Source organism: Candidatus Kryptoniota bacterium (assembly GCA_036567965.1).
Lineage (GTDB): Bacteria > Bacteroidota > Ignavibacteria > Kryptoniales > JAKASW01 > JAKASW01.
Genome location: DATCTN010000011.1, coordinates 45,046 through 59,759, shown reverse-complemented (window position 1 = coordinate 59,759; position 14,714 = coordinate 45,046). Strand labels below are relative to the sequence as shown.

General features: G+C 49.2%; 6 protein-coding genes. 3 read left to right on the top strand and 3 right to left on the bottom strand.

Annotation, left to right across the window (positions count from 1 at the left end; genetic code table 11):
- The 3 genes from VIS48_04305 to VIS48_04295 all read right to left on the bottom strand — a co-directional run.
- A partial coding sequence (locus VIS48_04305) for a choice-of-anchor J domain-containing protein (protein HEY9165365.1) occupies positions 1-3,073 on the bottom strand: 3,073 nt, incomplete at its 3' end.
- Between the two features lie 1,020 nt (positions 3,074-4,093).
- Entirely contained in the window at positions 4,094-5,878 is a 1,785-nt protein-coding gene (locus tag VIS48_04300; GenBank protein HEY9165364.1) for a LamG-like jellyroll fold domain-containing protein, read from the bottom strand.
- Positions 5,879-6,527: 649 nt separating this feature from the next.
- The gene (locus VIS48_04295) at positions 6,528-9,473 is read right to left on the bottom strand and encodes a T9SS type A sorting domain-containing protein (protein HEY9165363.1); all 2,946 of its coding nucleotides are present in this window, start codon (positions 9,471-9,473) and stop codon (positions 6,528-6,530) included.
- Positions 9,474-10,679: 1,206 nt separating this feature from the next.
- Between VIS48_04295 and VIS48_04290 the strand changes: the two genes are divergently transcribed.
- The 3 genes from VIS48_04290 (at position 10,680) to VIS48_04280 (ending at position 14,702) form a co-directional block, all read left to right on the top strand.
- Positions 10,680-13,052 carry a TonB-dependent receptor gene (locus tag VIS48_04290; protein ID HEY9165362.1) on the top strand — a complete coding sequence of 791 codons (2,373 nt, stop codon included), beginning with the start codon at positions 10,680-10,682 and terminating at the stop codon, positions 13,050-13,052.
- Entirely contained in the window at positions 13,027-13,584 is a 558-nt protein-coding gene (locus VIS48_04285) for a hypothetical protein (protein HEY9165361.1), read from the top strand. The genes VIS48_04290 and VIS48_04285 overlap by 26 nt, the downstream gene beginning before the upstream one ends.
- Positions 13,585-13,712: 128 nt before the next feature.
- Positions 13,713-14,702 carry an aldo/keto reductase gene (locus VIS48_04280; protein HEY9165360.1) on the top strand — a complete coding sequence of 330 codons (990 nt, stop codon included), beginning with the start codon at positions 13,713-13,715 and terminating at the stop codon, positions 14,700-14,702.
- Positions 14,703-14,714: the final 12 nt, after the last annotated feature.

The following is a 14,714-nucleotide window of genomic DNA, read 5'->3' as shown; positions in this document are numbered from 1 at the left end:
TCGCGTATCGTGACATGTTCACCACTTCATTGTATCTGCCTGCACCCATTACTCCATTACTCCATTTCTCCACCCTTTGTCCTAATGTGTTGTATATCTCTAACGTCACATTAGAAGCTTGTTTCAGATCAAACCGTATTGTCGTACTCGGGTTGAACGGGTTCGGATAGTTCTGATACAATGCATAATTCTTCGGTACATTTACAGTAACGGTGAGAGTTGACAAGTCTTTTGTAGTACCGTAGGTAGATACACTCTGTATCTTGTAGTTATAAGTTTGTCCCGATATGACTTTGTTGTCGGTAAATGAATAACTTCTACCTGAACTGCTAGTGCCGAGACCTTGAAGTGTCTTGTCACTCACATAACTTCCTGCTAACTGCCAACCGCTGACACCTAACTCCTGTCTCATCACATTGAATCCTGCATTATCGACTTCAGATTGTGTCTTCCAGGAGAGAGTGACCGCACCTGCGTCCGATTCTGCGCCGAAATCAGTTGCTTGTACAGCCAGCGATAGGTCGGATGGTGCAGAACCGATCTTGATGTTGTCGATGTAAAGAGCGTTTCCAAAGTCGTTCTCGCAGATGAATGCGACGACGACGTTGCTGCCTTCAACCCCGGATGGCAAATGAATATACGCACTTGACCACTGCGAAGAGCCGGGGATGAATGCGTTGTTGTCTTCGGGCGTCGTTTCCAATCGGGGTGCACCATCATACCAGACTCTGCTGAAGGTCGCTCCGCCGTCGGTTGAGACGGCAACTATCAGACTGTCACTGTAACCAGGATAGCCCGAGTAAGCATAGTCGAATGTGACAAAATCGGTTGAGTCCAGATTTGTAATAACCGGCGTGAGCAGCGAATCGAATTCGCCCTGGGCAGTGTCGTCATAACAATCGAAGTAGGCGGAGTAGTGTCCGACACCGTAGCCGCTTGCGGTATCCTGCGACCAATAGTATGGGCTGCCCGAACTGTTGGCTGAAACCGTCCATCCCGTGGGCGGAAAGACGTCGTCCTCAAAGTCTGCACCTTCTTTGACAATGGTGATATTGACCGGCGCAGTGAAATGAAGCTCGGAAGTCTGAAAGTAGTAGTTGTCGGAACCGGTAAGAGAAACCGCGTAGTAGTATTCGGCGCCCGGATTGACGGCAATTACTGTTGAATCCGGAACACCGGAACTGCCGGTCGCCGTGGACGGCGTTGCGTACACACTGTCCGTGTAGTGGCCGGAAGTAGTCCCATACAGGAACCTCACGGTGAAATCCGAACCATAAGGATAGACTGTCGCATTAAGGCGAACGTGGATCGAATCTACAATCGACGTCGCATTTATGATCACATAATCGAGAATCACGACCTGATAAGATCCGCTGTTTGTGTAGTAGGCATCAGGCGTATTGCCAGCAAGAGTGACATTGACCAAAGTGTCGCTCGACGCCACAGCAGACTCGAGATAAATGCCGCCCCCTTCACCTGCAGCCGAATTATAAGTGAGTGAGCCGCCGGACCATATGGTGCCTCCGGAACTGTCGTCTATTCCACCACCATTTGATCCGGCCACATTGTCATGCATAATGACGTTCTTGAAAAATGAAGTGCCAACAGAGTTAAATATGCCGCCGCCGTTGCCATGCGCGCTGTTTCCAAAGATCGAGACATCAACCAGGGTATCATGCTGAGTACTGATAAGAATGCCGCCACCACTGCCGTTGGTACATGAATTATACGCCACCACTCCACCTTCCATAAAGAAAGAACTGTCTGGATAGGCGCCGATGGCTCCATCGAAGGCGGGTGCAGAATTCCATCGAACGGTATCATTGATCATCCTGATTGTTTTGCCTCCCGCGTAGATTGCGCCGTCGTTGTTCGGCGAATAATTGCTGTCTATTACACAATTTGAAATTACGTTGTTTCCTGCGTCGATGTCGAACGCGCCTCCATCGCCATTACCATAGTTTTGTTTGAAGGTGCAGTGATCGGCAGTGAAATCGCCGTCATCGTTGTCCAATCCCCCGCCGTAGTTATATGCTTTCAAAGCGCTGTCGCCAACAAAAGTGCAATAACTAAACGATGTGACCGGATTATTGCCTTCATTCTGTATCCCGCCCCCGTTGTCGGCAACGTCATGGCTGATCAAGACTCCGGTGAATGAAGCGGTCCCTCCAAGAATGTCCGCACCGCCTCCGTGTCCGCCTCCAGTGTTCGCGTCGGCCGTGTTATAACTCAGGCTGCCGCCCGCCATTGAAAATGTAGTGCCGTCATGTATCTCCAATCCTCCTCCGTAACCCCCCGCGGAATTGAAGACGACTCCCACTGTGTCAAGCTCCACGGACTGGCCGTGGACCAGGATCCCTCCGCCCGATTCACTTCCCGGGGCGTTCCCTTGTGTAACTGTGAGGTGCTTAAATGTGACGGCTATACTGGAGTCGAGCGGCCCTACGTCGAAGACCCTGTCCCCATCACCAAAGATCTCGGTCCCGGTCTCGCTGGATCCTAAGATAACAAGACTGTCATTTATATCGAGATCGCCAGTTGCACCGCTGTCTTCATCGGCACCTGTCAAAGTCAGATAGTAACTACCGTCGGGAACGACAATTGTGTCCTGTCCGGCGATGTAGTTTGTATATTGTATCGCCGATCGGAGACTCACAGTCCCTGTCGAGGTTGTGTCGGCGGTAGTGTAATCATAGGCACTATCGTCCGTCGTTGTGTTGACTGTGATCTCTCCCATCGAATAAGGTAGATAGCCGCGCCTCATGGAGGACTGATTTTTACTGCCTGTCAAATATGAAATCCTTCTCTCTGCGATCATCGGGTGAGAATGCAGATGTTTATCTTTCAATTCGGCTGCCCTGGTATGCGGACCGGGGTTGGTCGGGCGCAATTGTAATAGTTTCCTGCTCTTCGACACGGTGATTTTCCTGGATCCGGATACTGGAGCATGCTTACGCTGGAGTGCTGCAGCGTTTGCAGACGCGGTTCGAATTGGCAGGTATGGCAAGCCAGAGAGAAGAGTAACAATTGAGATCGCGATGACGAACAGTGTGGGACGGTGGGCTGGACGCATTTCCTTCTCCTATTTCGATCGACGTTGAACTAAACCTCGTGAAATTCAGGCTGAGGAAGGGGCACAGCATTCGGCTGAGCTCTATTCAGAGGTTGCAGAGAAGTGGTTACGCCGTGACTAAATTAGATAGCAATCTCCGTAGAATTTCTCCATTCCTCCTCCTTATTCTCCGTTTGAGGAACGCCTGCCTGAAGCATATGGTTCCAACTAGTTCAACTATCAGCTAATAAATGAGTATAACGATTCCACCACTTGAGTGCGCACCGTTTAATGTGAATTATGAGCGAAATCTTGTGAATACAAAAGAGGTAGTGCTATTTCCTTTGCCCGCAACTTGTATCCCTCTCTGTAATCCGAGCGAGTCTGAAGCTCGACGTGAACAGGAGCAGCTTCTACGAGTGGTACCGCGCAGGTACTGCCACCACTACGGTTACGACGGCCTGGCGCAAAGAAAGCCCTGTGCACGGAGGTTCTGGAACAAGATCCCGGAAGTTGAGAAGGAGTAAATCGTATCGATCGCACTTGATCATCCGGAGAAATCACCGAGAGAGCTATTGTGCCTCATCACGGACAAGAAGGGCTATTTTATATTCGAATCGAGCGTTTACAGGACACTCAAGGCTTATGATCTTAATACGATTCCGATCTTTGATCTTGCACTTTACCTCTTTCCCAGGCTCCCGCCTGGGAAGAGATCTTTGAATCTCTGCTTCCAGTAAGCAGGAGCTTACGAGATCAATTTCACAGGCGGAAGTTGAGAAAAAGGAGCGCCCAACGTCCCACAATAAAAAAGCCCGACTTCATTGCCGGGCATCTCATTTGCTCCTCGGTCCACCCAATTCTACCAACTTCTTGATCCTAAGATTTCCGATAATCCTCAGGAAAATCGGGAGAGGTGAAAATATTCTTACGGTTGATTAGCTCATTTAATTGATTGGACATGTAAAACTGCGATAACAAAAAAGTCCCGCCTTGATCGCTCATGGTGGGACTTTTTTGGGAAGCTTCCTCTTTTCGGTTTTACTTCACGAGCATCAGCTTCTTTACAGAAGTGAACTTTTGTCCGTCGATCCCGATCGCGTTAATCCTATATAAATACACTCCGCTGGCAAACCTGTCCATGTTCACGACTTCATCGAATCTGCCGGCGTTCATTGTACCATAATTCTCTTCGAGCATTCTCTGTCCAAGAACATTGTAAATATCAAGCGTCACATTCGATTGCTCCTTCAGGTCAAATCGAACAGTAGTTGTCGGGTTGAACGGATTCGGATAGTTCTGATACAATGCATAATTCTTCGGTACATCTACAGTAACGGTTAATGTTGATAAGTCTTTTGTAATACCGCCTGTCGACACGCTCTGGATCTTGTAATTGTAGGTGGCACCCGGTCTCGCTTTAGTATCAGTGAAGTCGTAGCTCCTTCCTGTGGAACTTGTGCCCAAACCCTTGAGCGCGTCATTGCAAGAATAGCTTGAGATGACACTGAATAATGTCATTCCTTGATCTTGCCGCAGGATGTTGAAACCGGCATTATCCACCTCCGACTGTGTATTCCAGGAAAGCGTAACCGAGCCGATGTTGGATTTCACTTGGAAATGGGTGGCCTGAACCGAAAGTGAAATGTCATTCGCCGACGACCCTATCATGAACTGGCTAAGCGAAGTAATCCCGTCAAACTCGATCGCTGTGTTCATCACGCTGGCAGCACCGGAAATTACAGTCGTCCAATCTCCATCAGAGTTGTCGTTCCTTCCGAACAATGTGTATACGCTCTTATCTTCTTTTCCGTCATTCGTGTAAGGCGATGGAACAGTGAATGTCAGGTTCACCGAGAAAGATCCCGGAGGGCCATCATATGCCGTCACGACCCAATAGCGGTCGTTCAGATTCACCCCCGAAGTCGAAGGCTCAACGTTCGGCGAGTTGTCAATCCTCGTGCAGACCAGATTCACCTGGTTGTCGAAGTCATCCGTCGTTGTAAGTTGTACACTGCCAAGATCTGCTGTGCCCGATTGGAAGGAGTTCTCGCTCTTGCTGCTGCCTTCGCCAACCGGAACAGTGGAACTTACCCACGCCGTGTTAATATCCATGTTGGTCAGTGTCCCGTTCAGATGGTTGCCTGATGCATCGCTCAAAGTACCTGAGCCGCTGCCGTCGTTCATCTGCCAGTAACCCACAAGGTTCGAGGCACCATCGAGTGACCTGTACATGTCTTCGCGAATCTGCTGCGCTGTGCGCGCGGCACTCCATACACGCACTTCATCGATTTCGCCGGCGAAATACCTGCTGCTGAAATCCACCCCGATGCCCAGGAAATCGCTGTTTGCCTCGACCGTTATCGGAGATGTAGAAAGTGTATACTCGACGCCATTCACGTACAAACGCCTGGTTCCATTATCGTTCACAGCAGCAATATGGTACCATTGATTTGCGTCGAGAATATAGTCGAAGGTCTGCTCCCCGTCAAAGTCAATTCCCCGATGCTCACCGCCAATAGGCAGCCTTAGCAAATAGCCGGCGCCACTGCCGGTCTGGTATTTTGAGACTATCCCGGCTAAAATCGGAAACCATGCGGGCCTGATCCATGCTTCAATGGTATAGTTGCTGGTGAGATCGAGTGCGTCGTTGTCGGGAACGGAGACGTAGTCATCAGAGCCGTCGAAATCCAGCGCCGTTCCTGCTCCGGGCAAGGTCGCCGTCTCAAATCTACTCCTATTGCCGGTTGGAGTCTTTCTTGTCGTTTGTGCTGACATAGCGGCCGCAAATACGAGTATTGCAGCTAATAAGTAGAATTTCTTCATCTTGTTCCCCTCCTGACAATTGTGTGATCAAAACATGCGATAACAAATCAAAATCGATATAGCCGCCTATGTTGCGCAGGTGCAACGGCCTCCGCCAGAGAACTGCTTTCTGACACAGTTGATGTCTTGAATTGGTTCATCTTCCCAAACTTCGGGGAATGGACCTGCTCAGAACGACCGTTCTGCTTGAGGTACTTTCTCGGGCTATGTCAGGAATCTATATGAGACTCCTTTGGGCGATCACACTCTACGTGGGATCGGGGAGGTCAAACGATGATCAGTGTGGGGGAACGCAGATAATGGGAAATCTAGTTAAAACGTACGCGCATTTCATCAATGAAAATTTTAATTAGAAGCCATCAAAGAAGCAAGAGGGTACATCGAATTGTCTTTCAGCCCAGCAGCGATTCGAAGTTCTCCGGTAAGCATTGCGAAGGCAGCCATGGCGTGCCACCTTCGCAGGACCATCGATAGACTCACTTCATCAGTGCCAGTTTCTTCGGCGTTATGACTCACCCCTTTTCTACCCCTCTCTATTTATATAGAGAGGGGATCGGGGAGTGAGTCAATCTCTTGCGTCATCAACACCAGCTTTCCCGCAATGCGGGATTTCATCCCGCCACTAGCGGGACTCAACTTCACTGCTTACCTATTTCATCAATAGAAGCTTTTTTACTGAAATAAATTTTTCTCCATCATTCCCTATAGCATTGATCCTGTAGTAATACACTCCGCTTGCAAACCTGCTCATGTCCACCACTTCATTGTATCTTCCAGCATCCATTATTCCATAAATCCGTTCATCTACTTTCTGCCCAAGCACATTGTAAATCTCCAGCGTCACCGTCGATGACTGTTTGAGATCGAACCGTATCGTAGTAGTCGGGTTGAACGGGTTCGGATAATTCTGATACAATGCATAATTCTTCGGTACATCTACAGTAACGGTTAATGTTGATAAGTCTTTTGTAATACCGCCTGTCGACACGCTCTGGATCTTGTAGTTATAAGTTTGTCCCGATATGACTTTGTTGTCAGTAAATGAATAACTTCTACCTGAACTGCTTGTGCCGAGGCCTTGAAGTGCCTTGTCGTTCACATAACTTCCTGCTAACTGCCAACCGCTGACACCTAACTCCTGTCTCATGACAATGAAACCGGCGTTGTTCGTTTCGGTCTGAGTCTTCCAGCTGATCGTGACCGAGTTTGCGTTTGTGATTGCTAGGAAGGATGTCGCTTCAACGGGAAGCGAGATATCTTCAATGACAACCTGGGAAGTTCCACCCGTTGCCGTATAGATGTCGTCGGGATCATTTCCCGACACGGTGACATTATACAGCGAGTCGTTGGCGCTGTTCGAAGACTGGAAATAGAATCCACCCCCCTCGTTGTTCGCAGTATTATCAGATAGCGAGCCGCCGTTCCAGATCAGGCCTCCGCTAACATCATAAACGCCGCCGCCATCCCCTCCTGAGTTGTTGCTGTCAACGTGCACGTTCGAGAAATAAACAGGACTTGCCCCGTTATAAACGCCTGCTCCATCGTTCAGATCGGAGTTGCCATAGATTGATACGTCAATAAGCGAATCAGGAGCTGAAGCAAGATATATTCCACCGTTAAATGCGCTGGAGTTATAAATTATTGCGCCGCCCTTCATCGTAAACAGACCTTCGTTGGTTTCGACCCAAATTCCTGCTTCCTCTCCGTTGGTTCCCTGAACAACATTCCATCCGACCGTAACATTAGTCATGCTGAGGTCTTTCCCGTAAGCAAAAATTCCTGCGCTGTACCCGTATTGGTCCGCGACAGTATTGCTATCGATGACCGAATTGGATATCGCGTCAAACGCCGCTGTGTCTTCCTTGTCGATGGCAGCGCCATAGTCCTCTGAATAATTGTGAGCGAACCTGCTATGATCGATCGTGAAACTTCCCTCGTAGTTCTCGAATGCTCCGCCTGCACTTCCATACCCCGTCGTGCTATCGTTTATGAATTCGCAGGAGTCGATCGTCAGATTTTGACCGTTGTTGAAAACTCCTCCTCCTATGGGACCGTTAATACCCGCGGCGGTATTACTCATGATCCAATCGCCTGACAATGTATCCGTTTGAGTAATACCGTTGTCGACGAAAATTCCCCCGCCGACGGAATCGGCAGCATTGCTGTCGACGTAAGAATGCATGACGTTAAGTTGACCGTCATACGCATAAATTCCGGCCCCCTCTCCTGAATTCACGGTCGAGTTGTTCCTAATCGTGCTTCTGTAAATAGAAAGGGTGCCATTGTAAGAGTCGATGCCTCCACCGTACTGGCTGCTGTTGTATTCCACAACCGCATTAGAAACTTTCACAGAGCCAAAATCCTCGTCGATGCCTCCGCCGTAACCGCCGCCGGCAGTGGCCGAATTGGCCTGGATCAAACCTCCATTTATAATAAGCTCGCCATTGTCATTGTCCAGTCCTCCGCCATAATGGCTATTGGCTAAATTGCCCACCACAGTGCAGTTGTTAAGCGTTATTTCCGCGCCACCTCCAGATTCGTTATTTTGGATTCCTCCGCCTGTCGACTCGGCGAAGTTGAGCTCAATCGACACGTTATTCATTGTAACGGTACCGTCGTAGAAATTGGCGCCTCCGCCGTTTCCCGGTCCGGCATCGTCGCCTCCTCCTCCCGTAGTGGTCACCGCATTCGAATCGAGTGTGCCGCCGTTCATCCACAAGACCCCGCCGTCGGTAGAGATATCGATGCCGCCGCCGTCGTGGTCGGCCGAGTTGTAATCGACATCGACCGTGTCCAGAGTTACAAGTGCGTCGTGTATCTCGATGCCTCCGCCATCTTCTCCGCTGCCGCCATACGTAGCGCCGTTCCTTATTGAAAGCCCGGAGAAGCTCACAGATATGCTGTCCACGATCATTTTCGGGTTTATTTCAAATACTCTGTCTGAAGCATTCCCGTCTATGATGGTACTGTCAGTGCCGCGCCCTAGGATGACCACGGGTTCGTTTATGTCAAGGTCGCCTGTTGCCGCGTCGCTTTCGTCTACGCCTGTGACCGTGAGATAATAAGTGCCAGCAGGAACAAAAATCGAATCCACATTAGCAGATCCGTCGTTCAGGTATTGTATTGCTGAGCGGAGCGTGACTGTGCCGCCATCCGTCGTGTCTGACTGGGTCGCGTCATGCGCGGGGGCGTCAGTCATGTCCGTCACGGTCAGAGAATTTACAGAAAGTGTGTGCCCGGGTTTATTTAAAGACACACCATTTTTGACCTTGATGATGCCGGATGCTTTTCCCTTGTTCACGCGCGCGCCGACGCCGTGACGCGCCCGATCATTCTTCGACGCATTAGATTTGATTTTTTCATTTTGCCGGTACTTTGCCTTCCTTTCCCGGACCATTTTCAATTGGAGCGCTTTTATTTCATTGAAGCTTTTGTGTGTCTGTTGAGACGCGGTCACCCCAACGACTGGTTTGACTCGACTCGAGGCCGGTCCGTCTTTCCCGGCGAAAGAAAGTTTCGACGATCCGAATGTTAAAACGAGAACTGTCGTCAATATCATTGCTGAAGATCCGGGATGTCTGAAAAAAGTTTTCATTTGCTCTCCTTTGTGATGTGGTGTCTGGCAGGAAGACTGAGTATGTCATGTGAGTTTATTCCTGACGGGGGCAAAGGACCAATTACACCCTGCACAAGCTGTGGTCCGGAATGAGGGTGAAGAACGGCTGCTTCGGCTCAAGATGGTCAGAACCCTGGCTGTTCCATGTCCTTTGATGGACAACCTAAACGGTATGTAACAAGTTCCCAGACATGGTTACTCAGCGATCACAATTTTCGGAAAATTGAGCAAGGAATGAAGTTCTGAACATGTCCTCACAGATCTGGCGGGCTCAGGTCCGTGATCATAACGACGACCCCGACCGGTCGAAGATCATAGGTGGTCTCCCCTGTAGGAGTAACAGACTTAACCAAGAACCGCAATTCCAACTGTACCCGTAAACTGCTTGCTGCCAGACGTCATTCCCTTCCTCCGCAACTTAGATGCGTCCTTAGGAATTTCAACTCGGTTTTGAGATACGCCCGCCCGCCTATAAAGGCGAGATCGTTGTGGCCTGCTCCCATCCGCTGTACCACTATGAAGTTAGTGACCCTGTCGAGCATTGGCATCCGAGAATAAGCGGGTGAAGCGCAATGGAAGGTGCTTCAACCCCCTTGAGCAAACCGCCGGGCTTTGCTCCTGGATCCGAACGATGACTCGAACTCTCTGAAAATCAATATCGTCGTTGTCATTCGAAAATTGGACCGAGGAAGAGTATTCCTGAGCATGGACCAAGATCAAACTTGATTAGAGGGTCTCTATGGTTTTGTCTTTTGATATCCAGGTACTGAGGGCTAACAATAAAAGGGCCACGCCACGCTGACTCGTACCGTGCTTTCCCTCTTGCACTCGTTAGAAAATGGAATTGGCAGATCCGTTAGGGCGAAGGATCCAACTAGAAAAAGATAGTCCGTCATACGCAACTGAAGGACGAGGGAACTACAACAGTCTCCATTTCTCCCTTGTCTAGTTTCTCTCTGTTTTGACTGATATAGGCGGGGCCCTTCACCTACGCACTTGATTTTTGCTGTCCCCTTCTTTAATGTGAGTCGCCAATATCCACGTTGCAATCGTGCTGTGGTTCCGGTTCTCGAATAGGAAAATCGATACCGACTAAGAGGAAAATAGATCTCCTTGTTACAACTGATCACTATGTGATCAGGAATTAGACGAGAATCTTACAATAGCAAAGACAAGGAGATTGTCGTGGGCGCTTTCATCGGGAGCCGGCTCGGGTTCAAAATCTTAATCGCATCCTTCATTTCATTTCAGGCTCTTGCGCAGGATAACCCCGCCTTCGTCAAAGGGCATGTTTGCGACGCGAAGAATGGTTCTCCGCTTACAGGAGTTAATGTCGTCATCTTGCAGACCCCCGAAGGTACGATAACCGATAGCCTTGGCAACTTTTCCTTGAGGGTTAAACCGGGAAAGTACCGGATTCGGTTCAGTTACGCCGGGTACGAGCCGGAATCAAGAGAACTGGACGCCGTCCCAGACACGAGTGTCTTCTATCCAAATGTCTCAATGAAACAGACCGCGTATGTTACAGGTGAGGTGACCGTGAACGCCAATCGATATCTCGCCTCCCCAAGTCTCCATACAGTCAAGGAAAATGATCTTCAGTATATTCCCAATCTTTACTCGGACGTCGTGAGGAGCTTGACGATATTGCCGGGCGTGACCTCCAACAACGAACTGACAAGCGCTTACAATGTCCGCGGCCAGAACTTCGACGCTAACCTTATTTACGTGGATGGATATGAAATCTATCGACCCTTCCTCGTGCAGCAGGGAATAGAGGAAAATCAATCCGCAATCAACGATAATATGGTTGAGGGTCTGGGATTTTATGACGGAGCATTCCCTGTCGAATATGGCGACAAGATGTCGTCCGCCCTCGTCGTTGATTATAAGAAAACTCAGGATGCTGTTCTCGGCGGGGAGGTGAATGCCGACCTCTTCAATGTCGGAGCCACTCTGCACGACAGGATTGGCGGTCTGAACTGGATTGCCGGTTTCAGGTATGACTACCCTTCGACGTTCACGAATGTTCTTCAGACAAAGGGGACTTACGTGCCGAGGTACACAGACTTCCAGTTCCTCGGTTCGTACGCTCTTTCCGACGATGTCAAGATCGAACTATTGTTCATCACTGCGAGGGACATTTTCGATCTGACGCCGCAGAGCTGGACAGGCAATTTCGCGGTAGGCCAATGGAACAACTTCAGCCAGGTCGCGCTGAAATTCGCCGGAATCGACAATTATAGATACGATTCCAATTTGTGGGGAGTGAAGTTGACAGCGCCTCTTGGAGCTAATTCGAGCCTCTCGGCATCGCTCGCTTCATACTTTGATAGAGAATCTTATAATGAAAACCTGTCATATGATATCTATTACTCACAGGACGGTAATGATCCGCAGGCTGACCGAACCCAAATCGGCACCGGCTACGAGTACGCCGACAATTCTCTGAAGATGAACCGTTTTGAATTCAAAACCGATTTCGATTCAAATTATGGAACACGTGAAACCAAAGCGGGAATCGCGTTAAGGTCTTCTCTTATGAACAACTCGTTGGATGAGTCGAGCTATACTGTTCCGCCTCCGGGAACGTCCTATCTCGCCTATTCGAAACAGAATTTCAGATTCAATTCCATCTCTGGTTATCTAGGCGAGAACATAAGCCTAAATTCTAAATTGAGCGTTGATTTAGGGTTGCGGGGGTTGAAGTATTATTTCAACAGCGAGTTCCTTATATCTCCTCGCGCGTCTGTCTCATTCGAGCCTGATTCGATCGAGTCCATAAATTTCGGATGGGGGTACTATTACCAGCCACCGTACTTTTATGAAACTCGTGATAAGGGCTGGGACACGGCCCGGACTCTGCTGTCGCAGCGAGCCATTCATTACGTCCTGAGATATGAAAACAAGTTCAGAAAGGACGGCGACTTCGTTGCGGAAGTTTATTACAAGAGCTTGAGTAGGCTACTGCCGTACTACTACACGAACCAGCTCGAACTCACTTACGGCGATACCAATGACCATGAAGGATACGCCTACGGCCTGGATTTGCAATACCAGGGCGAGCTCTCTGAAGGGTTGGACACGTGGATTGGCTACGACTACCTGAGCGCCCAAGAAAGAAAAGCCGGCGGACCTTACCAAAGGAGTTTGCTCGATCAGACACACACTATCCGAATTTTCCTGCAGGACGCGATGCCGGGGTTGACCAATTCTCAAGCGCATGTCCGGTTGCTGTTCGGCACAGGGTACCTTTATCATCCATTGGTCAACGTTCCCGCAGCGAACCAGACAAGTTCTTCTCAGATGGTACCCGACTATAACGAGGTGGATGAGTATCCTTCTTACTTTAGAGTTGATATGGGATTGACATACATGTTCGTCTTCGATCGCCAAAGAAAAGTGACGTTGACGGCCGAAGTTCTCAATGTCTTCAACAAGAACAACATCATCTCCTACTCCTGGTACAACGTAAACCAAGAGTTTCAACAACCTATCAGGGTGCCGAATCTTCTTTCGGCAAGATACTTCAATGTTGGAGTACGACTCGATATATAGGAAGGACAAGGCGGCTTTCAGTCACAAGAGAGACAAGGGAAATCGAAAGCGTGGAATGACGGATTCACAACTCAAAATTCGGAATCTTTTTATTCGGATCAGTGGTGGCAAATGTGGTAAACAAAAAAGCCAGTCGTTGACTAGCTTTGCTCCTCGGTCCACCCAATTCCACCAACTTTTTAATCTTCAGTTTCCAATAATCTGCCGGAAAATCGGAAGAGGAGAGAACGTTTTCTATCTCGATTCGACCAGACTCGGTCAGTATCTCAACTTTAAGAACGTTAATATTGAATCCTTGTCAACTACTCTTCGCGATACCTCAATCCAGGTCGACAGGTATAAACTTCCCACTCAGAGAGTCGATCCATTGAAGCGAGCCCTCGAATACAGGTCGCTCATTCATACTGGTATTGTAAAGAACCAGTCTGAGCTCGCGGCATATCTTGGGACAAGTCGGATGTGGATAAGTAAGGTGATGAAGATTCTAAAATCTTCAAAATTTCGGCTGCAAAGCGTTCATGACAAGAAATAAAGTTGACGTAAAAATGTATATGTAATCCCGCCTTTTGTATAACACCCTCTCGGCATCACCGCATTATATTAGTAACGCAAATTCTGATTCGTTCTTGTAACCAATTTGTTATGGCAATAGGAGAAACAATGCAGAAGCGTAGTCTTGGAAAAGGTGGACTGGAAGTCTCAGCGCTCGGGCTCGGCTGTATGGGAATGAGCTTCGCCTACGGGCCCGCTCCGGACAAGAAGGAGATGATTGCTCTCATACGCAAGGCGGTCGAACGCGGCGTCACATTCTTCGACACCGCCGAAGCGTATGGCCCGTTCGTGAACGAAGAACTTGTGGGTGAAGCCCTTGCACCATTCCACGGCCAGGTGGTGATTGCTACTAAATTCGGTTTCAAGCTGGGTCCCAAAGGCGAGCAAATAGGCCAGGACAGTCGGCCAACACACATCAAGGAAGTTGCGGAAGCTTCCCTGAAACGACTAAATGCTGAAGCGATAGACCTATTCTATCAGCATCGAGTGGACACAAGCGTCCCTATAGAAGACGTTGCAGGAACCGTGAAGGAGCTGATTCAGGAAGGCAAAGTGAAGTACTTCGGTCTGTCTGAGGCGGGAGTGAAAACCATTCGCCGCGCGCATGTCGTTCAGCCTGTGACTGCACTGCAGAGTGAATATTCGCTGTGGTGGAGAAGGCCTGAAGAGGAAATTATACCGACCCTTGAAGAACTTAGAATCGGGTTCGTTCCCTTCAGCCCTCTTGGCAAAGGCTTCCTCACTGGAAATATCAACGAGAACACGAAGTTCGCCAAGTCCGATTTCCGCAACATCGTCCCTCGCTTCACGCCCGAGAATCGAAAAGCCAACCAAAGACTGGTGGATTTACTTGCCAGGATTGGAAAGCTGAAGAAAGCGACGCCTGCGCAGATTGCGCTCGCCTGGCTCCTTGCTCAGAAGCCGTGGATTGTTCCAATACCCGGAACCACAAAACTGAATCGCATGGAGGAAAACATCGGAGCGGTTGAAGTCGAACTGAGCTCTGAAGATCTGCGTGAAATCGACAGCGTGCTATCAAACATCGCGATCCAAGGAGCACGCTATCCTGAAGAGTTAGAGCGAAGGACTGGTCTTTGAGTGCATCTCGCT